This window comes from Mesorhizobium sp. M0062 (assembly GCF_040323125.1).
Taxonomy (GTDB): Bacteria; Pseudomonadota; Alphaproteobacteria; order Rhizobiales; family Rhizobiaceae; genus Mesorhizobium.
In genome coordinates this window covers 206,022-225,771 of sequence record NZ_JAMYUO010000006.1, presented here as the reverse complement: position 1 = coordinate 225,771, position 19,750 = coordinate 206,022, and the positions used below count along the sequence as shown (strand labels likewise).

Here is a 19,750-nt window from a genome sequence, read left to right as displayed (position 1 = left end):
GTGCCAGCAATTCGAATGCCAATTCTATGATCGTCATAGCTCAGCCCCTACGAGAGTGCCCGTGACGATAGCTTGCAAATGGGTCTTCCGCATTTGCACATGTTAAGCGACCATCACGAATGTCTCATGTACCGCAGAATGTCTGCAGGACGCGCTCATCCGGGCGTGGCGGCTCAGCAAAGCGTTCCATTCCCGGCTGCTCATCGAAGGGACGGCTGACGACCGCCAGAATCTCCTCGAACGGTCTGAAGTCGCCGCCCAACGCCGCCTGGATCATCGCCTCGATGCGATGATTGCGGGGGATGAATTTGGGATTGACCGATTGCATGGCAGAACGGCGCGTGGCCGTGTCGCCCTCGCTTGCGATGCGCTGGCGCCACCGCGCCGACCAGGCATCGAATGCACCTGGATCCTTAAACAACTGCCGCGCCGTGCCTTGGCCGTCCGCAGCGTCGAGGTCATCGCCCAGGCGCCGGAAGCCGAGCGTAAAATCCGCTTCGCCGCGAGCCAGCACATCCAGAAAGTCGGCAGCGAGCTGCAAGTCGCCTTCCGCTTCGGTCAGCAGTCCGAGTTTTCTGCGGAAGCCGCGCTGCAACACAGCCTCATAGGAGGCCTGGAACGACCTCAGCACCTCTTCCGCTTCAGACACTGCTTCATTCTCGTCCGTGCTCATGAGCGGCAGCAGGGTCTCGGCAAAGCGCGCAAGGTTCCATGTGGCGACACGAGGCTGGTTGGCATAGGCATAGCGACCGGCGCGGTCTATCGAACTGAACACCGCGCTGGGGTCGTAAGCGTCCATGAAGGCGCATGGGCCATAGTCGATCGTCTCGCCCGAGATCGACATGTTGTCGGTGTTCATGACGCCATGGATGAAGCCGACCAGCATCCAGCGCGCCACCAGGTCCGCCTGTGCGGCGACAACGGCCTCCAGCAAAGCCCGGTACGGCCGTGCTTCCCCCGCCAGCTGTGGGAAGTGACGCTGAATGGCATAGTCGGCCAGTATCTTGAGCGCCTCGGTGTCGTGGCGCGCGGCGAAATATTGGAACGTGCCGATCCTGATATGGCTTGCCGCCACCCGTGTCAGGACGGCGCCGGGCAGCCGGACCTCGCGATAGACCGGGTCGCCGGTGAGCACCGCCGCAAGGCTTCGCGTCGTCGGAATGCCGAGCGCCCCCATCGCTTCGCTGACGACATATTCGCGCAGGACAGGGCCGAGTGCGGCGCGGCCGTCGCCGTTGCGCGAGAACCGCGTTGGTCCCGATCCTTTCAGCTGGATGTCACGGCGAACGCCGTTGACGTCCACCACTTCGCCAAGCAGCAGGGCGCGCCCGTCGCCAAGCTGAGGCACGAAGTTTCCGAACTGGTGGCCCGCATAGGCCAGGGCGATTGCTTGCAACCCTTCCGGAAATCTGTTGCCGGCAAGCATCGCCACTCCATCCGGGCTGGTAAGCTGGTCGGCATCGAGCCCGAGTTCCTCCGCGAGGTGCCGGTTGAACCGGATCAGCCGCGGTTCGGACACCGGCTTCGGATCTGTTTGCGCGAAGAAGCGCTCCGGCAATTGCGCATAGCTGTTGCTCAGGGCGGGAAGCCCCGTCTGAATGACCGGGGGTTGTTCAGCAGTCGCAGGTGACGTCATGACGAGCTGTCTCTGAAGAGGAGGGGTTCAACAGATCCCGTTTCGAGGAGCCTGTGTTCATTTGTTCATATAGGGACGCAACGTCGTTGGTGCCATCCGGATCCATCAGGCCGGCACCGGATACAAGCTGGGAACCACCCGCCTCAACTATCGAGGTTCGGGCTGCCGTGGGACGACGGGCCGTGGCGGAATCCAGAGCTGACCCCGCATCGCCACTGTCTCCGAACTGAGCACCCGGCAATCTAGTCAGTGCGGGCGTGCAATGCCGGGGCGGCGTCTGCCTTGGTTGGCAGCGGCTCTCTCGGGGCCGCTCCCGGCGATGATTTCGAACCCGGTTCGACTCGCTCCTCGGCGATGAGCCGGGCGCCACGCTCATAGGTCAGGTAGCGCCAGAGCCACTGGATCGAGACCTGAACGCGGTGCTGAAAACCGACGAGCAGGTAGACATGGATGAGCGCCCAGGCAGACCAGGCGAACCAGCCTTTCAGTTTCAGCCTACCCGATTCGAACACGGCAGCGTGGCGGCCGACAATGGCCGTGTTGCCTCGATTGCTGAAGACAAAAGCGGGCAGCGTATCGCCAGCATCTATCCGGCGTGCCAGTGCCTTGCCGAGGTGCTCGCCCTGCTGCTTGGCGACCTGGGCAAGACCCGGCAATGGCTGGCCGTTCCCATCGAGGACCAGTGCGACGTCGCCAAGCGCGAAGACATCGGGATGGCCGACGACCTGCAGGTCGGATTCGACCTTCACCCGACCGCCGCGGTCGAGCCCGACACCAAGCTGGGCGACCAGCGGAGAAGCCGCCACCCCGGCGGCCCAGAGCGTCAAGGCCACCGGGATCACCTGGCCGCCGACGGTGATCTGATGCGCTTCGATCGCCTCGACCCGGTTGCCGAGCGCGACCTCGACGCCCAGGCTTTCAAGGCGCAGACGTGCATATCTGGAAAGCTCCGGGGCGAATCCGGCGAGCAGACGCTCGCCGGCTTCTACCAGTATGATCCTTGTCTTCTCGGGCCGGATGTTGCGGAAGTCGCGCGCCAGTGTGTGCCGGCTGAGTTCGGCGATCGAGCCCGCCAGTTCGACACCGGTCGGGCCGCCGCCGATAATGGCGATCGTCATCAGCCGGGATTGCTCGACTGGATCGGTGGTCCGTTCCGCGTGCTCGAACGATAGCAGCAGCCGTGACCGGATCGTGCGCGCGTCCTCGATGGTCTTCAAACCGGGACAGACCCGAGCCCAGCTCTCCTGGCCGAAATAGAATGGCTGCGAACCAGTGGCCAAGACCAGGATGTCGTAGGGGACCGTGGTCCCATCGGCCAGCACCAGTATCCTGGCCTCGGTGCCGATCTCGGTGACATCGCCGAAGAGGACCTGAACCGAGGGATAGCGGCCCAGGATCTTGCGGATGGGCTCGGCGATGTCAGGCGCCGACAAGGCGGCGGTTGCAACCTGATAGAGCAAGGGCTGGAACAGGTGGTGATTGTGGCGGTCGATGATCGTCACCCCGATTTCCGCCTTGCCGAGCGCCTTGGCAACCTCCAGACCGGCAAAGCCTCCGCCGACCACGACGATGCGCGGTGTCAGGCTCCGGCCGTGGCTGCTCTCGGTGGCGAATTGCATGCTTGATACTCCCCTATCCCTGTCCGGAAGTCATAGCCTGGCAGGAGTGCCTCGCTGCTGGCTGGAGCTACTGCTCACTCCGGCGGCATCGGTCCAGGCAAGGCATCCGGCAATGACAGGCGTCGTGCTGACCACAAGGGCGCCGCGCGCGTGAAGAGCTACCAACCCGCGCCATGAGACGCGGTCGACCGCCCAGATGGTGCCGCTGGCGTCGACCCATTTGAGATGGGCGTCGGCGACTTCAACGGCCCGCATCATCGCCGCCGGTTCCATCCCGGCCCGAAAGACGATGATGGAATTGGCGGCGCCGTTGAAGAACGGGCCGGCGCCGGCTGCCAGTCCCGCAAGCAGGACGATGCTGGTCAGCGCTGCCGAAGCACCGCGTGCCGGTCCGCCGCGGTTGGGCAGCACCAGCACCAACACAAGCGGCACGATGCCGAAGATGACCAGCCACGCAATATCCCAGGCGAGCGGCAAGTCGCTGTTCATCTTGATCCGGTGCAGACCCAGCAGCCAGTGAAACACGACGGCATCGACGACATGCCAGACGCCGAACCCGGCGAAGGCGAGCCGCAGGATCTCCGTGGTGGTCCCGGGCCGCGCGCCGGCCGCCCTCGCGGCCACCAGCAGCACCGTGCCGGCGACGGCGAGCACATACATGCAAAGATGGAAGAGGCCGTCGGCCATGATCTGGAAGCGCAGGTCGGAACCCACCGGATCGGCGACGCCCGAGAGAAGATGATGCCATTGCAGGATCTGATGCAGGACGATGCCGTCGAAGAAACCGCCGAGCGCGAAGCCGAGCAGCAGCCAGCCGGCTCGCGTTCTCGGGTCGAGTGTCGCGGTGATCGCGTCCATGTCAGGACCACCGGCTCCAGGCCGGGGCGTTCAGTTGCCTGGGCACCGACATGTCCGGCGGCATGGGGTCATGGAGACCATGACGCGCCTCGAGCCAGAAGGCGGATATCAGCCCACCAACCACCGTAGTCAGAACCAGTGTCGCAGCAATTATCGCCAGCATGGACGTCGATCCTCAGCCGCGCAGGGTCGGCCGCGCGGAACCTAACCGCGGCTTCCGTGGAATGTTCCTACCGCCGGCTCGGTGGAGGGAACAATCAAGTTCCAGCACGGTTCGATGCTGGCGACGGACGGCTCAAGCGGAGAAGGTCATGAACGAATATACGGCGGCAGATCCGGACGGTCTCGACAGCCACCAGCCGACCGGCATCACCCGATGGCTGTTTTCGACCAACCACAAGGACATCGGCACACTCTATCTGGTCTTCGCTTTCATCGCGGGGGTGATCGGCATGCTCTTGTCGGTGAGCATGCGAATCGAGCTGCAGCAACCCGGGATCCAGTTTTTCCCCGGACTGGCGTCGATGATCTACGGTTACCAGGGCGACGCGGCGATCGACGCCGGCAAGCAGCTTTACAACGTCTTCACCACGGCCCACGCGCTGATCATGATCTTCTACACTGTGATGCCCGCCCTGATCGGCGGCTTCGCCAACTGGATGGTTCCGATCATGATCGGCGCCCCCGACATGGCCTTCCCGCGCATGAACAACATCTCGTTCTGGCTGCTGCCGCCGGCATTGATGTTGCTTTTATTGTCGATCTTCATGCCCAGCGTCCCCGGCGGCTATGGCCCTGGGACCGGCTGGTTCCTGTACCCGCCGCTGTCGACCTCCGGCCATCCCGGTCCCGCCGTGGATCTGGTCATCCTGTCTCTGCACATTGCGGGCGCCTCCTCGATCCTGGGAGCCATCAACTTCATCACCACCATCTTCAACATGCGCGCGCCGGGGATGACCCTGCACAAGATGCCCCTGTTTGTGTGGTCGATCCTCATCACCGCCTTCCTGCTGCTGCTGGCTCTGCCGGTGCTGGCCGGCGCCATCACCATGCTCCTGACCGATCGCAATTTCGGAACCACGTTCTTCGCGCCGGACGGCGGAGGCGACCCGCTGCTGTACCAGCATCTCTTCTGGTTCTTCGGCCACCCGGAAGTCTACATCATGATCCTGCCGGCGTTCGGCATCGTCAGCCAGGTGATCTCGACCTTCTCGCGAAAGCCGATCTTCGGGTATCTCGGGATGGTCTACGCAATCGTGGCGATCGGGGTGATCGGCTTCGTCGTCTGGGCCCACCATATGTACACCAGCGGGATAGGCCTCGACACGCAGCGCTACTTCACCTTCGCCACGATGGTGATCGCAGTGCCGACCGGGATAAAGGTGTTCTCCTGGATTGCAACCATGTGGGGCGGTTCGGTCAGCCTGCGGACGCCGATGCTCTGGGCCCTCGGCTTCATATTCCTGTTCACCGTAGGCGGGGTGACGGGCGTTCAACTCGCAAATGCCGGCCTCGACCGTGAACTGCACGACACATACTTCGTCGTCGCGCATTTCCACTACATACTTTCACTGGGAGCGATCTTCGGCATCTTCGCGGGCTGGTATTACTGGTTTCCGAAAATGACGGGATATCTCTACAATCCGCTTCTGGCTGGGGTCCATTTCTGGACGACCTTCGTCGGCGTGAACCTCGTCTTCTTCCCCCATCACTTCCTTGGATTGGCGGGCATGCCGCGTCGCTATGTCGACTATCCCGACGCATTCGCCGGCTGGAACATGGTGTCCTCGTATGGATCGTACCTGTCGGCCGCGAGTGTCGTGATTTTCCTCTTCGGCATCTTGGAAGCTTTCTACCGGCAAAGAGCCGCCGGCATGAACCCATGGGGGCCAGGAGCTACCACATTGGAGTGGGAGTTGACCTCTCCACCCCCTTTCCATCAATGGGACAGGCTGCCGCAAATCAGATGAGGCCGGGTTGTCGAACTCCTTTGCGCAAGCCAGCCCGGTTCTCCGCTGAGGCGAACTTCAGCCTGCCGGTGGCAGACGCTGGCTGCAGCTGAGAACCGGATCGCTATCTGAAGCTGATTGACAGCACAGCGAACAAGCTTGCGAGCGCGACTGCCCAGCAGAACAACCAATTGGCGATCAGAAGAAGCGATTTGAGCACGGTGGCATGGCAGTAGTCTTCGATGATCGATTGCATTCCAAGCCGCATGTGAACGCAGCTTACGAGAATGAAGCCAATAAGGGCTGGCGCGACATAGATCGATCCTACGACGCTGAGGACGGCGTCTCGAGGCTCACCGACCAGCATTATAACGACCGCGACGATGTAAATGACAAGGATCAACAGGGCAGCAGATGTCAGCCGCTCCAGCATGAACGTTTCGGTTCCGTGTTTCGCCGATCCAAGGCCCCGCACTCGAGCTAGCGGAGTTCTGATTGAGGGTCTGTCAGCCATGGCGTTTCCCCAAAATTACTTGGTTGCCTTGCGCGCAACTCAAGCTGTTGCTGTTTCGATGCCCGGGCCGTCGGTGCCGACGGATAGTGGGCAAGCACGGTCTCCAGTCGAGCAAGGCGGGCTTTGTGGGCGTTCAGTTCGTATCCTGAACGCCATCCAATTTGCCTGGGTCTGCCATCTCTGCATAGCTCGCATTCAAGCAGCGAGATACGAAGGCGGACCGCGTCGATCTCCTTGACAAGCGCGGCCTTCACCGATTTTCGACTCTGCATGGCTGTAGTTCCGGTGCAAGGATGGTTCCAAACCTGACGCGTCTGGAAATGTTCCCGGGTGCCGAAAGCGTGCTGAAGATTAATGCCTCAGTGCTGGACCCGCACAATGGGTCGCCATGAGCTAAAGCCGGGCACTAGCTCAACGGCCGCGATGTGCCCGGCGAATGTTTGTGAAAACGAGCGAATGCCTGGCCCGCCTCGTCCCGAGAGATAAGTAGCCCTCAGAACAGCGACCGCACGTGGCCGAGATGACCAGAGGGTGTTCTTGGGGCAACATATGTTAACGGCCACTTTTGTTTCTCTCTCCTGCAAAAATATTTGGGCTGAAAGGCCGGGAACTAACCGATCCTCCGGATGTTGCGGAGTTAGTCAGGAGAAACGGACTATGTCGGACAAAGAAATTCATCGGGGCGCCTCGCGTTTTCGCCCTATCCGCGTCGTGGACGCCCGCGTGTTTCGCGGGCCGCACCTCTATAGTATGACGCCAATGGTCCAGATTCGGATCGACCTCGGAGCCCTTGAGGCGTTCCCGACAGACAAACTGCCCGGGTTTTCCGAACAAATCGTCCGACTGTTGCCCGGCCTTGCGGGCCATGGCTGCAGCTATGGCGCCGCCGGCGGCTTCGTCCGCCGCATGCAGGAAGGAACCTGGCTCGGCCACGTCGTCGAGCATGTCGCCCTGGAACTGCAGAGCATGCTCGGTCACCGGGTGACACGAGGAAAGACACGGTCGGTCAAAGGCAGTCCGGGCACTTATAACGTCATGTTCGCCTACAAGGACGAGCTTGTCGGGCTGCTCGCCGGGCGCGTCGCGCTCGAACTGGTGGACAGCCTGCTGCCGGCCAATCTCCATGGTGTCGAGGGGCTCGGCGACATTGCGGAAACGCAGGGGCCATTCGAGTTCGCAGCCAGGCTGCAGCAGCTCAAGCTTCTGGCCGCCGAGCGTGCCTTGGGGCCTACGACTGCTTCCTTGGTGCGCGAGGCCGAGAGGCGAGGCATACCCGCGGCGCGGATTGACGACAGCAGCCTCGTGCTGTTTGGTCACGGAAAGCATCAGAAGCGCATCCGCGCCAGTTGCAGCGACCTCACTTCCGAGATTGCGACCGAGATCGCCTCGGATAAGGACCTGACCAAATTCCTGCTGCAACAGGCCGGCCTGCCGGTGCCACGCGGGGAGCTGGTGCGATCGGCGCAGGACGCAGTCGCGGCGGCAGCACGGCTGGGCTACCCCGTGGTCACCAAACCACTCGATGGCAATCATGGAAGCGGCGTCAACATCGGTCTGGCAACAGAAGACGAGGTCCGCTGGGGCTTCGAACAGGCGCGAGAACACAGCCGTAGCGTTATCGTCGAGCAGCATTTCGTCGGCTCGGACCACAGGATCCTGGTGATCGGCGGAAAGGTGGTGGCGCTCGCCGAGAGGGTTCCGGCCCATGTGGTCGGCGATGGCCGGAGTTCTGTCGCCGAGCTCGTCGAGGAGACGAACCGCGACCCGCGGAGGGGAGAGGGCCATTCCTCGGTATTGACCCGCATCGAAATCGACGAATGCGTCGAGCATTTCCTGTCAAAATCGCAGCTCGCCCTGGCGAGCGTTCCAGCGCCGGGCCAAAAGGTGCTCTTGCGGCCCACCGCCAATCTCTCCACCGGTGGGACCGCGATCGACCGGACGGAAGAAATCCATCCCGAAAACGCGCTGATCGCCAGGCGGGCGGCACAGATCGTCGGTCTCGACATTGCCGGGATCGACTTCGTCTGTCCCGACATCTCACGGCCGGTCAGCGAGACCGGCGGCGGCATCATAGAGGTGAATGCCGGTCCTGGCTTCCGCATGCATCTCGAACCCTCGTCGGGGCGCGCCCGCAACGTCGCACGGCCCGTGCTCGATCTTCTCTTCAAAGGCGGCAAGGACGGCCGGATTCCGATCTTCGCGATCACCGGGACCAACGGCAAGTCGACCACTGCCCGGATGCTGGCGCACATCCTGCAGGCGAATGGCGCAACCGTCGGGCTCACCTCGACCACCGGCGTCTACTTGAACGGTGAACGAATCATGACGGGGGACTGCTCCGGTCCGCAGAGCGCCAGGATCGTGCTGCGCGAGCCGGGTGTCGATGTCGCGGTGCTGGAATGTGCGCGCGGCGGCATCCTGCGCGAAGGGCTTGCCTTCGATGCATGCGATGTTGGCGCGGTTCTGAACGTCCACGGCGACCATCTCGGGCTGAGGGGCATCGACACGATCGAGGACCTGGCGGAGGTGAAATCGGTCGTGGTCGAGTCCGTCCGCCGCGGCGGATGGAGCATTCTTAATGCCGACGACGTCCACACGTCCGCAATGTCGCGAGATGCCGGAGGCAGGATCTGCTACTTCTCGCTGGCGAGCAGGAGCGAGTGGCCCGGCTTCTTGCGCAACCACCTGGCGGAAGGCGGCCGCGCCGTGACGCGGGAGCCCAGCAGCGACGGCTGGGACATTTTCATCCACGAGGATGGGGAATCGATGTTCTTGATGAGCGTCGACGAAATTCCCGCGACCTTCGAGGGTTCGGCCGAATTCAACGTTGCCAACAGCCTGGCAGCCGTCGCCATGGCGCATTGCCACGATGTTCCGGCGGCAACGATCCGGGCGGCGCTGGCCGAGTTTGGCACCTCGTTCGAGCAATCTCCCGGTCGCCTCAACGTCTTCGACGGGCATGGTTTCCGCACCATCGTCGACTATGCGCACAATCCGGAGGGGCTGAAGGCGCTCGGAAAGCTCGTTTCCCACATGAGGCGCGGCTATCAGCGCACGATCGGCCTTGTCGCCATACCCGGTGACCGCCGCGATTGCGACATACGCGAGATGGGCGCGATCGCTTCGCGGATATTCGACGTCATCGTCTTCAAGGAGGATGAGCAGGAGCTGCGCGGCCGAGCCCCCGGAGCGATCGCCGGCTTGCTGCGGGAAGGTGCCTTGAACGCCGGCTGCGCCCCAGGCCGCATACACGCCGTCTGTCCCGAGAAGGAGGCCGTCGACGTGTGTCTCCGGCTTGCTCGGGAGAACGACCTTGTCGTGCTCACCGTCGACGACGTTGAAGCCGTGTGGCGGCAGGTAACCGGCTTCGGAGGCGCGACGCCTTCGAGGGGAGGGCCCGATCAGACCCATATTCGCCATCTGAGGGCTGGCTGATGTGGTCGCTGATCCTGCACGGCGGCGCCAAGGAGATCGATCCGCAAGAGGAGGAGGCGCATCGCAATGGATGCATCGAGGCGCTCGAGGCAGGTCGGGCCATCCTGGCCGGCGGCGGAACGGCGGTCGATGCCGTGGAAGCTGCCGGTCGCGTCCTCGAGGCCGACCCGACATTCAATGCGGGATATGGAAGTGCCCTCAATTCGGACGGCGAGGTCGAGATGTGCGCTGGCCTGATGGAGGGCAGGGACTTCAATGTAGGTGCCGTCGCAGTGATCAAGGGCGTGCGCCATCCAATCAGTGTCGCCAAGGCCATGCTGCATGAGGAGCCGATCCTGCTGGCGTCGGAGGGGGCCCGGCGTTTCGCCGCCGACAAGCAGCTGGAACTTTGCGATCCGGCGGATTTGATCACGTCGCAGCAGCGCGACGCCTCCAGCAAGTCTGAGGCGAAGGATACGATCGGTGTGGTTGCCCTGGATCAATACGGGGACATCGCCGTGGGCACTTCGACCGGCGGACTGGACGGCAGTGCTCCCGGTCGTGTGGGGGATTCTCCGCAACCCGGCTGCGGCTATTATGCCGACAACCGGTTGGGAGCCGTCGCCTTCTCGGGAGACGGTGAGCATATCGCGCGAAAGGCTCTCGCGGCCCGTGTCATGCAGGCACTCTCGGCGCGGCAGGCATTGTCTTCGGGACAGGCTGAAGGCGGCCTGGAGCAGGTGCTGAATCCCGCGCTCAAGGAAGTCGAGGCGATCGGCGGCGAAGCCGGAGCCATCGTGCTTACCGCGACCGGCGTGTCTGGATGGGCGCATAACAGCAAGGAGTTCGCAGTCGCATTCATGACCAGCGAGGACAACCACCCACACGTTTTCCTGCGCAAGAAAGACGTGGACAAATGACCGACAAGAAGAAAAAACGATCCTCGAACGGTAAAGCCGGAACGCTCGTCATCATCGGCGGCCACGAGGACCATGATGGCGATCGTGTCATCTTGAAGGAGGTGGCGAGCCTGGTTCCGAACGGCCGCCTGGTGCTTGCCACCATCGCGTCTCATGAGCCGGATGGCTATCTCGAGAAGTATCAGAGGTCCTTCGGTGAGCTGGGCATCAAGGATGTCATCGAGCTCTACGTCAACGACCGCCTCGAGGCAGCTCATGAAAAGAAAATAAGTGCGCTCGCAGACGTGAGTGCGGTGTTCTTCTCCGGCGGCGACCAGCTCCGGATCACCAGCCAGATCGGCGACACGCCCATCGACGAGCGGGTGCACGAAATCTATGAAGCCGGAGGCGTCATTGCCGGCACCTCCGCGGGCGCGTCGGTCATGAGCGACACAATGATGGTGAAGGGGCCGAACGCAGCGTCCTTTCGGATCGGCCACATTCGCATGGCGCCGGGACTGGGCCTGCTGCCGAACGTCATTATCGACCAGCACTTTGCGGAACGGGGCCGCATTGGGCGGCTCATCGGGGCGGTGTCGCAGAACCCGCGCGTCCTCGGCATCGGCATTGATGAAGACACCGCGATCGTGGTGAAGGGCGAGATGTTCAAGGTCATTGGCAGCGGCGCTGTCTATCTGGTCGATGCAGCCGGCGTGACCCATTCCAACATCGCGGAAGGTGAGCCTGATGCCGCCCTTTCCATCCATGATCTGAGGGTTCACGTGCTGAGCTCAGGCGATGCGTTCGATCTCGCGCTGCGACGGCCGGTGGGGATTCCTTAAGACTTCGCCGCACTCAAGTTGATGGTGTGGCGCGGTCCGCGTACCGGGCCCTCGAGCAGTGCCGATCCACGCGCGAAAACCGCTATCCGTGAGGCTGTTCTCCCATTTGAAGCCGCCACCAGGATGGTCGCATTGTTGCGAATACGGCAGGATTACAGACGGCCTCTCGTCGGCTCGAATCCCGCAAAGCTGAGACCTTCGCTCGCCCGGCGTTCTGCCGGGCTAACCCCGCCGGCGACTGGCCTGAATGGCAGCAAAGGTTACCGGACGAAACCCCCATGCGTCGACGCCGACATCATGCTGGCGCGTCATCGGCTTCAGACGACCGTGCGAATGACCGTGCAGGTTTACCGATCTCTTGCCGATCTGGTTCCAGGTGCGAAAAGGATAGTGACACAGAACCAGCAAGCTGCCCTCGACAAGAAGCTCCATATAGTGGTGCACGCTCGCCCAGGCCGGGTCGCCAATGGTGGCAGCGCCATCATTGTTGCCAATTATCAGGTGCTTGGACCCGTTAAGAGACGACAGCAGTGAAGACACGGTCTCGGCTGGACCCTTGGCGAAATCGCCGAGGTGCCAGACCTCGTCGTTCGGGCCAACCGTTTCGTTCCAAAACGCAACCAGCGCCTGGTCATGCTCGACCAACGAGGCGAAGGGACGCCGGTCGAGGCGCAGAATGCGCGGATCGTTGAAATGCGTATCGGAAGTGAAGAAGATCATGCGCCGCGGCCGGCTGCGACGCGCGAATGGCGGTCGCCTCTAACTGCCGGAGCGCTCTTCGGCTTCATCATCGATCCCGATCGGGGCTTCCCTGAGCATCTTGAGTGCCTCTTCCTTCGTAAGGCCGCACTTGCGCGCAAAGTAGAGCGCCTCGATCGCCTTTTCGCGATCCGCCGTGGATTTTGCGTGCTGTTTGGGCTTTTTGCCCATCGTTCTCTGCCACCTTCCGAGGCCACCAAACCATCACAGTGCCGCGTTGTTCCCGTGCATCGGCTGACCTGCCGGACTGCGCGACTGCCGATGTCGCCGACATCCCGGGAGCCCCGGACAGCGCGTATATCAGCCGGCTCGCGACAACGGCGGAGAATGCTCGCTTGCACAGTTCGAGCCATGCCACAGCGTGAATTCAAACGAAAGCCCGCGCCGTGGGAGGGGCCGGCGCGGGCGATCGGGCTACCGATCTTGCAGCGCGGGGGTCGACCGCTTTGTTCCGGGCCGCATGCAAAGCATCGGCGTTTCATTGCATCCTGGGGGACACAACCAGCATTTCGCTTCAGTCCGCCGCCGATGTGGGAGGATGAATACCGCCTTGCGCTAATTCGTCCGCCCTGGACACGAAACCAACCGCGCATTGAGCGCGTAGCTTCGGCGATTTAAAACACCTGCACTGGAATATTTCCGGGCGCATGGAACATCTCCGGTCGCTGATGTTTAGGCCGGAATGACGATGATTTCTGTTCTTACAATGATTTACTCTCTCGCCATCTTTATCGGCGCGAAGCGGCGCAACCTCTTGGTGAATGCGAAACTCGATAGAGCTTTGCGCAATATGCTGGCGCAGAACTGAATCAACGTGGCCAGTAAACCGCAACACCGCCGGTTCCAGTTCACAGCCAGTGTCCTCGCGGCCGCTACCTCGGTTCGGGTGGCAAGCGGCTCGGCAGGACTGCAAGGGCCGCCCCCTCTGGGCTGGCTGGTGCGTGGTCGATCCGATTTCGTCGATGAGGGCGGAGCACGCTGGCTCGAATTGGGGAGCCGCGTCCACGATCCCCGCACCGGGGCACGCACCTTAGGTCCGGCCCACGCGAGTGGCTTCGGAGGACCTATCCATGAACGATGATGATCCTATAGATTCGCTCGCCAATGCAATTCGTCATCGCAGCGCAATTTTGTTTGTGGGGGCGGGGGTATCGATCAGCGTCGGACTTCCGTCTTGGGAGAAACTCATCGAGCGAATGGCAAAGGAGCTCGGCGTCGACGATGAATTTTCCACGCGACGCGATCGTTTTCAGACCTTGGCCGAATACTATCGGATCAAGCATGGCAGTATCGGACCACTTCGCAGTTGGATGGACAGAAACTGGTCTGTCGCCAAGGAACGGATCGAGAAATCGGAATTGCACCGACTCATCGTGACGCTCGATTTTCCCGTCATCTATACGACGAACTATGACCGGAACCTGGAACTCGCTTTTGAAATCCACGGTCGAGAGTACGTGAAAGTGGCCAACGCACGGCACGTTGCGCAGGCCCGTCGAGGCGTAACGCACATCGTGAAATTTCACGGCGACTTTGACGAGGACTCTTCCCTTGTCCTCACCGAAACCGACTATCTTGACCGCCTGTCCTTCAATTCTCCCCTTGATGTCCGCTTTCGCTCCGATGCTCTCGGCAGCACGATCCTGTTCATTGGCTATAGCCTCTCCGATCCAAACATCCGGCTGCTGTTGCACCGGCTTTGGCAGACCTGGCACCGGTCTGGATATGAGAAAGATCGTCCCCCTTCGTTCATCTTCATGCCCAGCCGCAACCCTGTGGAGGAGGCCGTGCTTGGGCGCTGGGGTATTTCGGTGCTCGTTGGCGCAGGTGATGATCCTGAAGCCGGTCTGACGGACTTCCTCAGGCGTTTGGTGGAAGCGGTGGGGGTGACCTGAGGCGCGCTCCCCAGTGGACTGCAGTCGGGTTTTCTCAGGTGCGCGGTGACCGACGCACCAGGCGGTGGCCGACAGGCACCAGATCGGCGACTGTTGGAGCCACGACTTCCACAATCAATCCCGCCGCGATCATCTTGGCGTGAAGTCGATCTCCGGCGTCAATTGCCGGCAATATGCACAAACAAGGTCAATCGTCGTTTGCACATCATCCAGGCAAACAACTTCGGACGGGGTATGCATGTAACGCAAAGGCACGGAGAGCACTCCACTTGCCACGCCGCCTCGGTTCTGCTGCATGACACGCGCGTCGGTAGGGCTTGAGCTGCCCACCGCCTGAAGCTGATAAGGTAGGCCCTCTTTCTCGGCCACCGACTTCAGCAGATTGAACACCACCGGGTTGGTGTTCGCGCCTTGAGTGATTGCCGGCCCTTTCCCAAGGTCCAGTTTGCCCTGATCCTCGGCGCGAGCGCGCGGATAGTCCATCGCCACGCCCATATCGATTGCGAGGCCGGTTCGAGGTGCGATGTTGAACGCTGAGGTCATCGCGCCTCGGGACCCAATTTCCTCTTGAACCGTACCCAGGATATAGAGGCCCACGCCGGGGTGAACGCCTCCCTCCTCGGAGAGGCAGCGCAGGACCTCGGCGCCGATGAGGAGGCCAACCTTGTTGTCGAACGCTCGTCCGACAGCAAGGTTGGCCTGTAGCGCCGCAAACTCGCCGTGGATAGTGACCGCGCTGCCGACCTCTACGACCTTCAACGCTTCCTCTCGCGAACTCGCGCCGATATCGATCCACAGTTCCATCAGCGAGGGAGTCTGAGACGTGTCAGAGGCTTTGAAGGTCTGGATTGCTTTGCGACCCACGACGCCCAGGATCGGCTCCTTGCCGTGCACCCAGACACGCTGGCCGATTTCAGTGGCAACGTCCGTTCCACCTATGGTGCTGAAGAAAAGAAAGCCGTCATCGTCGATGTAATGGACGATGAAGCCGACCTCATCCATGTGCCCGGCATACATGAAGCGCACAGACGCCTCAGGATTGATGATCGCCGTGACATTGCCCATGACGTCCGTCGTCAACCTGTGGGCATAGGGACGAACATACTCGCGGAAAAGCTCCGCTACGGGTTGCTCAAAGCCGCTCGGCGACGGGGTCGCCACAATTTCCTTCAAGAACTTGAGTGATTCATCGCGCATCAAGCTGACTTTCACGGTTCACGGGGTGGAGGGCCATTCGAGCATGGTCATACTCGTCGGGCTTCGCGCCAATTTTGGCCTTCTTCGGTGCGATCGCCCGCGAATTGGTCAGCCCAAGGCAGGTTGTGGAGCCAGGCTTCGCGCCGGGGGGTCCAAAGCTCGTATGTCGGGAGAAGGTCGTTTGGCGCATCGTCGAGAGTGCCGGTCATGATCTCGGCTTCGTCGTCGCGGAGATTCACCACGCGCGACCCGCATGCCGGACAAAAACCTCTGCCGTTGAACGCCGCAAGCTCGCCCTTGCACTGGTAAGCCGACCGCGGCCACACGGCAAAGGCACTGTAGGTGCTGCCGCTGGTTCGCTTGCAATCCTGGCAATGACACAAGCCAACGCGCAACGGCGCGCCGGTAACAACATACCTCACAGACCCGCAAAGACAGCCGCCGGTCCGCTCTATCTTGTCAACCTCGTCGTTCATGGTCGCCGCCGACATGAGTGAGGGAAGCGTGTTGGACTCCGCTCTGCCGTTTGCATCGAGGCATCAAGTTAATGGGCAATGTCTTCAACAAGGCCTAGCTCCAAAGCTCTTGCTGCCATCAGGTAGCAGCTGTTCAGGGCATGGTCGCGCAGCTCTTCCAGCGATGTTCGAGAACCTTGGACGAGATCGGCGAACCCTTCATTCTCGAGTCGCTCTGCCGTTTCCAACAGCGCAAGTTGTTCGCGAACGATCTGAAGACAGCTTCGAATTGGTCCATTCAGAACCAAGTCTTTCTCAAGCCTTCTTTCATGAATCAGCAGGACTGCTTGCGGGCAAAGGAACCTGCAGGCTTTCGGGAAAGCGGCAAGGACCGTTACCCCGGCAGAGTAAACCGTATTCTTGCCAATGATGTAGCCGTTGCGGCCCGAGTGTTTCAGAAAAAGTTTGAACTCTAGAGCTAGACGTCGCGCGCCGTCGGCGTCGCCTCCGGGCGTGTCGATTTCAACGTAGAGATCGTCTTCCCCGGAACGCACGGCTTTCAAATCGTCCAAGGCTTTGGTGACGACAGTGTCATCAATCAAGCCGTGTATACGCAAGTTTGGATCGAACAAAAGCCGGTGAAGGTCTGGAGCGGGCGGCGGGGAGACGGTGTGTTCGGCTGACTGGGGCAACAGGTCCATATAGGCATCCTCATTATGGGGGCCGAACTTAGTTGGTACCCTTTTGTTCCCTTGAGGGAGTTCGAGCGGTGGTGATCACAGCCGCGTCTCTCGGCGGCTGTGGAGCTCCCTCTTTCATTGCAGATCCTTTTCGCACCAGGCCCGGTAGAGGCACCTCAGCCGCTAGGTTGGCTCCATCGGCATATCGGGCATTTGCCGGAGCTGACGCAGTCGCTTTGCTGATTTCTGCCACGTCCGGGACCAGTCCTGTGGACGGTTGAACTCAACGGCCTCAATGGTTCCCGGCTGCTGCCTTCCGGACCCCCGCGGTCGGGCTATTTTTCCTGGCCGTGCCATTTTTCCGGGGGGCTGAAACAAACAGCTTTGTTGGCAGTTCTAGCGTCCGGAGCACCGGCTCCGCGCGGCGCGGCCGAGCGGCCGGGGCTGTCCGGCAGGAGGTCCAGCAATGTCTCACGATATGCAAAGACGATTTGCAACGCGCTTGATCGCGGTTGCGCTGATGCTCTCGGCCAGTGGCGTGGCGCCTGTCCTGGCCCAGGATACCCCGACCGACTTCACAGCGATCATCCAGCAGAAATTGCCGGCCGTGGTCGCGATCACGACCCGGGAGGTTGTCCAGGACCAGACGACGGCGGGCGACTTTACAAGTCCGTTCGATGGCCAGGGCCTCGGACCCGTTCAGCCGCAGGTGAGGGAGGCGCTTGGCTCCGGATTTGTGATCAGTGCCGACGGCTACATCGTCACCAACAACCATGTCGTTGCCGATGCGACAGAGATCCATGTCGTATTTTCCGACAAGGAAACGGCGCCGGCGCAATTGGTCGGCCGTGACCCCGCCACCGATATAGCGGTGCTGAAGGTCGACCCGCGGCCCAACATGACCACGACCAAATGGGGCGACTCGGATGCAATGCAGCCGGGCGCATGGACAATCGCGATCGGCAGTCCCTTCGGGCTCGGAGGGACAGTCACTGTCGGCGTCCTTTCGGCCCGCTCGCGAGACATTCAAGCCGGGCCGTACGACGATTTTCTCCAGACGGACGCGTCGATCAATCGAGGCAACTCGGGCGGTCCGCTGTTCAACGCACGTGGCGAGGTGATCGGCGTCAACACCGCCATTGTCTCGCCGTCGGGCGGCAGCATCGGAATCGGGTTTGCGGTGCCATCGCGCACCGCCCAGAGCATCGCCGACCAGTTGATCCGAACCGGCCGGATCGAGCGCGGCTTCATCGGGGTCCGCCTGCAGGACATCACGCCGTCGCTGGCTGAGGCCCTCGGGATGAAGGATGACAAGGGCGCGCTGGTTGCTTCGGTCGAGCCCGGCAGCCCGGCGGAGAAAGCCGGCTTGAAGCCGGGTGACGTGATCACCCGATTCAACGGCAAGGGCATTGAGGGTGTCCATGACCTCACGCTTGCGACGGCTAGTCAGAAGCCTGGCAGCAAGGCCACTCTGACACGGAGTAACGGCGGCAAGGACCAGGAGATCGCGCTTGTCATCGGTGAGCGCAAGGATGCGGAGGTGAAGACCGGCGCTGTTCCCGACAAGAAGTCGGCGGCCGAAGGCCTCGGCCTATCCCTCAGCCCGATTCCGGATCAGGCGCGTCAGCAGCTAGGCATCAAATCAGGAACAACCGGCGTCTTCGTCGTGGAAGTGGCTCCCGATGGCCTTGCCGCCCGGAGCGGATTGCAGCCCGGCGATGTCATCATATCGGCCAACAATCGCCGCGTGACGGAGCCTTCGGATGTCGTCGAGGAGTGGGCGAACTCTCGCCGGCAGAGCAAGCCCATCCTGTTTCGGCTGGAAAGGCAGGGGCAGTCCGTGTTCGTGGCGGTCGCCGGGAAATGACCGTCTCCAGGACGGCCATGTGACTGCACCACGATCCGCTTGCGGATCCCGCTCCAAGGGTGTCGGACCCCAGGTGCACCGGGGAAGCATCGCCGCAGAAAGTCTGCGGGATGCGCTCATTGGCCAGGCGCGCAACGCGCACTGATTCTGCAGCGCCAGAGCTCTTTTGAGCTCATCGTGCTCGAAGGCGCTCGCCATCCTCAGGCAGTTTCGCGCCTTGCCGTAAGCCGTGCCTGGAGAAGGACGACGACGAGCAAAAACAGCCCGCGGATCACCGACTGCCAGTAGGCTGACAGCGAAATCCAACCCATGCCGTTTTCGAAGTTCAGGACGTTGAAAAGGATCCCGAGCAACAGCACGCCGGCCAGCGTGGTCAACACCGAGCCCGAGCCGCCGGTCAGCAGCGTCCCGCCCACGACCACGGCTGCGATGGCAAACAGCTCCCAGCCGACGCCCTCGATCGGCTGGCCTGCGCCGAACTGAGAAGCGAGGACGACGCCGGCGAGCCCGGCCAGGCACCCGCTTGCGACATAGACGAGAAATTTGACGCGGTCAGTGCGCAGCCCCATCAGCCGCGAGGCATCCTCGCCACCGCCGATGGCCAGCACCGTCCGTCCCGTGCTGGTGTAGTTCAGGACCACTGAGCCGACGGCATAGGCAACCAGGGCGATGACTGCCGGAATCGGGAAAATCCAGAAATTCCCTTGGCCGATGGCGGTGAAACCCGAATCGTAAGACACCGAAACGGTCTGGTTGCCGGCCAGAAGCAGCGCCGAGCCGCTTGCGGCCAGCATGGTGGCAAGCGTGGCGATGAATGGCATCAGGTTGCCGCGCGTAACCAGGAGCGCGTTGATCAGCCCGGCTGCCAGGCCGGCGCCAACGCCCGCTGCAAGGCCTGCCACGATGCCGTGCGGGCTCGCCAGGGCCGACGCGACGCTGCCCAAGGCGGCGACGGAGCCGACGGACAGGTCTATGCCGCCGGTCATGATCACGAAGCACATGCCGAGCGCGACGAGCGCGAACATCGAGTTGTAGCGCAGAACGCTCATCACGTTGAAGAGGCCGAGGAAGCGGTCGTAGCGCAGGAATCCGAACAGGACGAGGGCTGCAAGCGCGATGACGACACCGTAAGTGCCGATGATGCGAACCAGTCTGGCGGTGTTCAT

Annotated in this window: 16 protein-coding genes; 6 read left to right on the top strand and 10 right to left on the bottom strand. The window is 62.0% G+C overall.

The window, feature by feature from the left end; all coding sequences use genetic code 11:
* Window positions 1-124: 124 nt before the first annotated feature.
* The 3 genes from NKJ64_RS10470 to NKJ64_RS10460 all read right to left on the bottom strand — a co-directional run bounded on the left by NKJ64_RS10470 (window position 125) and on the right by NKJ64_RS10460 (window position 4,113).
* On the bottom strand, window positions 125-1,636 hold the full coding sequence (locus tag NKJ64_RS10470; RefSeq protein ID WP_352462499.1) for a protein adenylyltransferase SelO: 1,512 nt from the start codon (window positions 1,634-1,636) through the stop codon (window positions 125-127).
* A 242-nt stretch (window positions 1,637-1,878) separates the two neighbouring features.
* The gene (locus NKJ64_RS10465; protein WP_023693465.1) at window positions 1,879-3,255 is read right to left on the bottom strand and encodes an NAD(P)/FAD-dependent oxidoreductase; all 1,377 of its coding nucleotides are present in this window, start codon (window positions 3,253-3,255) and stop codon (window positions 1,879-1,881) included.
* 30 nt (window positions 3,256-3,285) lie between these two features.
* The gene (locus NKJ64_RS10460) at window positions 3,286-4,113 is read right to left on the bottom strand and encodes a DUF2243 domain-containing protein (protein ID WP_023710464.1); all 828 of its coding nucleotides are present in this window, start codon (window positions 4,111-4,113) and stop codon (window positions 3,286-3,288) included.
* Window positions 4,114-4,424: 311 nt separating this feature from the next.
* Between NKJ64_RS10460 and ctaD the strand changes: the two genes are divergently transcribed.
* Window positions 4,425-6,083 (top strand): cytochrome c oxidase subunit I, encoded by a 1,659-nt coding sequence (ctaD, locus tag NKJ64_RS10455; protein ID WP_023693467.1) that lies wholly within the window; start codon window positions 4,425-4,427, stop codon window positions 6,081-6,083.
* Between the two features lie 103 nt (window positions 6,084-6,186).
* Here the strand turns inward: ctaD and sdhD are convergent, their stop codons facing one another.
* On the bottom strand, window positions 6,187-6,576 hold the full coding sequence (sdhD, locus tag NKJ64_RS10450; RefSeq protein ID WP_352462498.1) for a succinate dehydrogenase, hydrophobic membrane anchor protein: 390 nt from the start codon (window positions 6,574-6,576) through the stop codon (window positions 6,187-6,189).
* A 549-nt stretch (window positions 6,577-7,125) separates the two neighbouring features.
* On the opposite strand from sdhD, the gene cphA reads away from it, so the two are divergent.
* Genes cphA through NKJ64_RS10435 form a run of 3 tightly spaced genes read left to right on the top strand, consistent with a single transcriptional unit; the run spans window position 7,126 to window position 11,731 of the window.
* On the top strand, window positions 7,126-10,011 hold the full coding sequence (cphA, locus tag NKJ64_RS10445; protein ID WP_352462497.1) for a cyanophycin synthetase: 2,886 nt from the start codon (window positions 7,126-7,128) through the stop codon (window positions 10,009-10,011).
* Window positions 10,011-10,910 (top strand): isoaspartyl peptidase/L-asparaginase family protein, encoded by a 900-nt coding sequence (locus NKJ64_RS10440; RefSeq protein WP_352462496.1) that lies wholly within the window; start codon window positions 10,011-10,013, stop codon window positions 10,908-10,910. The genes cphA and NKJ64_RS10440 overlap by 1 nt, the downstream gene beginning before the upstream one ends.
* Window positions 10,907-11,731 carry a cyanophycinase gene (locus tag NKJ64_RS10435; protein ID WP_352462495.1) on the top strand — a complete coding sequence of 275 codons (825 nt, stop codon included), beginning with the start codon at window positions 10,907-10,909 and terminating at the stop codon, window positions 11,729-11,731. The genes NKJ64_RS10440 and NKJ64_RS10435 overlap by 4 nt, the downstream gene beginning before the upstream one ends.
* 222 nt (window positions 11,732-11,953) lie before the next feature.
* Here NKJ64_RS10435 and NKJ64_RS10430 read toward each other — a convergent pair whose 3' ends face one another.
* Together NKJ64_RS10430 and NKJ64_RS10425 are read right to left on the bottom strand one after the other, a co-directional pair.
* On the bottom strand, window positions 11,954-12,451 hold the full coding sequence (locus tag NKJ64_RS10430) for a hydrolase (RefSeq protein WP_023702861.1): 498 nt from the start codon (window positions 12,449-12,451) through the stop codon (window positions 11,954-11,956).
* A 39-nt stretch (window positions 12,452-12,490) separates the two neighbouring features.
* Window positions 12,491-12,661 (bottom strand): hypothetical protein, encoded by a 171-nt coding sequence (locus NKJ64_RS10425; RefSeq protein WP_023672674.1) that lies wholly within the window; start codon window positions 12,659-12,661, stop codon window positions 12,491-12,493.
* A gap of 899 nt (window positions 12,662-13,560) precedes the next feature.
* On the opposite strand from NKJ64_RS10425, the gene NKJ64_RS10420 reads away from it, so the two are divergent.
* On the top strand, window positions 13,561-14,385 hold the full coding sequence (locus NKJ64_RS10420) for an SIR2 family NAD-dependent protein deacylase (protein WP_023696169.1): 825 nt from the start codon (window positions 13,561-13,563) through the stop codon (window positions 14,383-14,385).
* Window positions 14,386-14,514: 129 nt separating this feature from the next.
* Here NKJ64_RS10420 and NKJ64_RS10415 read toward each other — a convergent pair whose 3' ends face one another.
* The 3 genes from NKJ64_RS10415 to NKJ64_RS10405 all read right to left on the bottom strand — a co-directional run bounded on the left by NKJ64_RS10415 (window position 14,515) and on the right by NKJ64_RS10405 (window position 16,738).
* Window positions 14,515-15,582, bottom strand: a complete 1,068-nt coding sequence (locus NKJ64_RS10415) for a M42 family metallopeptidase (RefSeq protein ID WP_352462494.1) — start codon at window positions 15,580-15,582, stop codon at window positions 14,515-14,517.
* Window positions 15,583-15,629: 47 nt separating this feature from the next.
* Window positions 15,630-16,058 (bottom strand): GFA family protein, encoded by a 429-nt coding sequence (locus NKJ64_RS10410; RefSeq protein WP_050587750.1) that lies wholly within the window; start codon window positions 16,056-16,058, stop codon window positions 15,630-15,632.
* Between the two features lie 68 nt (window positions 16,059-16,126).
* The gene (locus NKJ64_RS10405) at window positions 16,127-16,738 is read right to left on the bottom strand and encodes an ATP-dependent Clp protease proteolytic subunit (RefSeq protein WP_023672669.1); all 612 of its coding nucleotides are present in this window, start codon (window positions 16,736-16,738) and stop codon (window positions 16,127-16,129) included.
* A 445-nt stretch (window positions 16,739-17,183) separates the two neighbouring features.
* On the opposite strand from NKJ64_RS10405, the gene NKJ64_RS10400 reads away from it, so the two are divergent.
* Complete coding sequence (locus NKJ64_RS10400) at window positions 17,184-18,584, top strand: Do family serine endopeptidase (protein ID WP_352462492.1); 1,401 nt, start codon at window positions 17,184-17,186, stop codon at window positions 18,582-18,584.
* 200 nt (window positions 18,585-18,784) lie between these two features.
* Here the strand turns inward: NKJ64_RS10400 and NKJ64_RS10395 are convergent, their stop codons facing one another.
* Window positions 18,785-19,750, bottom strand: a complete 966-nt coding sequence (locus NKJ64_RS10395; RefSeq protein ID WP_352462490.1) for an ABC transporter permease — start codon at window positions 19,748-19,750, stop codon at window positions 18,785-18,787.

Bases quoted from the DNA above. Each gene is read 5' to 3' on its own strand.
- NKJ64_RS10435 (WP_352462495.1), top strand. From the start codon at position 10,907: ATGACCGACAAGAAGAAAAAACGATCCTCGAACGGTAAAGCCGGAACG.
- sdhD (WP_352462498.1), bottom strand. From the start codon at position 6,576: ATGGCTGACAGACCCTCAATCAGAACTCCGCTAGCTCGAGTGCGGGGC.
- NKJ64_RS10430 (WP_023702861.1), bottom strand. From the start codon at position 12,451: ATGATCTTCTTCACTTCCGATACGCATTTCAACGATCCGCGCATTCTG.
- ctaD (WP_023693467.1), top strand. From the start codon at position 4,425: ATGAACGAATATACGGCGGCAGATCCGGACGGTCTCGACAGCCACCAG.
- NKJ64_RS10460 (WP_023710464.1), bottom strand. From the start codon at position 4,113: ATGGACGCGATCACCGCGACACTCGACCCGAGAACGCGAGCCGGCTGG.
- NKJ64_RS10420 (WP_023696169.1), top strand. From the start codon at position 13,561: ATGAACGATGATGATCCTATAGATTCGCTCGCCAATGCAATTCGTCAT.
- NKJ64_RS10440 (WP_352462496.1), top strand. From the start codon at position 10,011: ATGTGGTCGCTGATCCTGCACGGCGGCGCCAAGGAGATCGATCCGCAA.
- cphA (WP_352462497.1), top strand. From the start codon at position 7,126: ATGTTAACGGCCACTTTTGTTTCTCTCTCCTGCAAAAATATTTGGGCT.
- NKJ64_RS10425 (WP_023672674.1), bottom strand. From the start codon at position 12,661: ATGGGCAAAAAGCCCAAACAGCACGCAAAATCCACGGCGGATCGCGAA.
- NKJ64_RS10405 (WP_023672669.1), bottom strand. From the start codon at position 16,738: ATGGACCTGTTGCCCCAGTCAGCCGAACACACCGTCTCCCCGCCGCCC.
- NKJ64_RS10410 (WP_050587750.1), bottom strand. From the start codon at position 16,058: ATGAACGACGAGGTTGACAAGATAGAGCGGACCGGCGGCTGTCTTTGC.
- NKJ64_RS10415 (WP_352462494.1), bottom strand. From the start codon at position 15,582: ATGCGCGATGAATCACTCAAGTTCTTGAAGGAAATTGTGGCGACCCCG.
- NKJ64_RS10400 (WP_352462492.1), top strand. From the start codon at position 17,184: ATGTCTCACGATATGCAAAGACGATTTGCAACGCGCTTGATCGCGGTT.
- NKJ64_RS10465 (WP_023693465.1), bottom strand. From the start codon at position 3,255: ATGCAATTCGCCACCGAGAGCAGCCACGGCCGGAGCCTGACACCGCGC.
- NKJ64_RS10395 (WP_352462490.1), bottom strand. From the start codon at position 19,750: ATGAACACCGCCAGACTGGTTCGCATCATCGGCACTTACGGTGTCGTC.
- NKJ64_RS10470 (WP_352462499.1), bottom strand. From the start codon at position 1,636: ATGACGTCACCTGCGACTGCTGAACAACCCCCGGTCATTCAGACGGGG.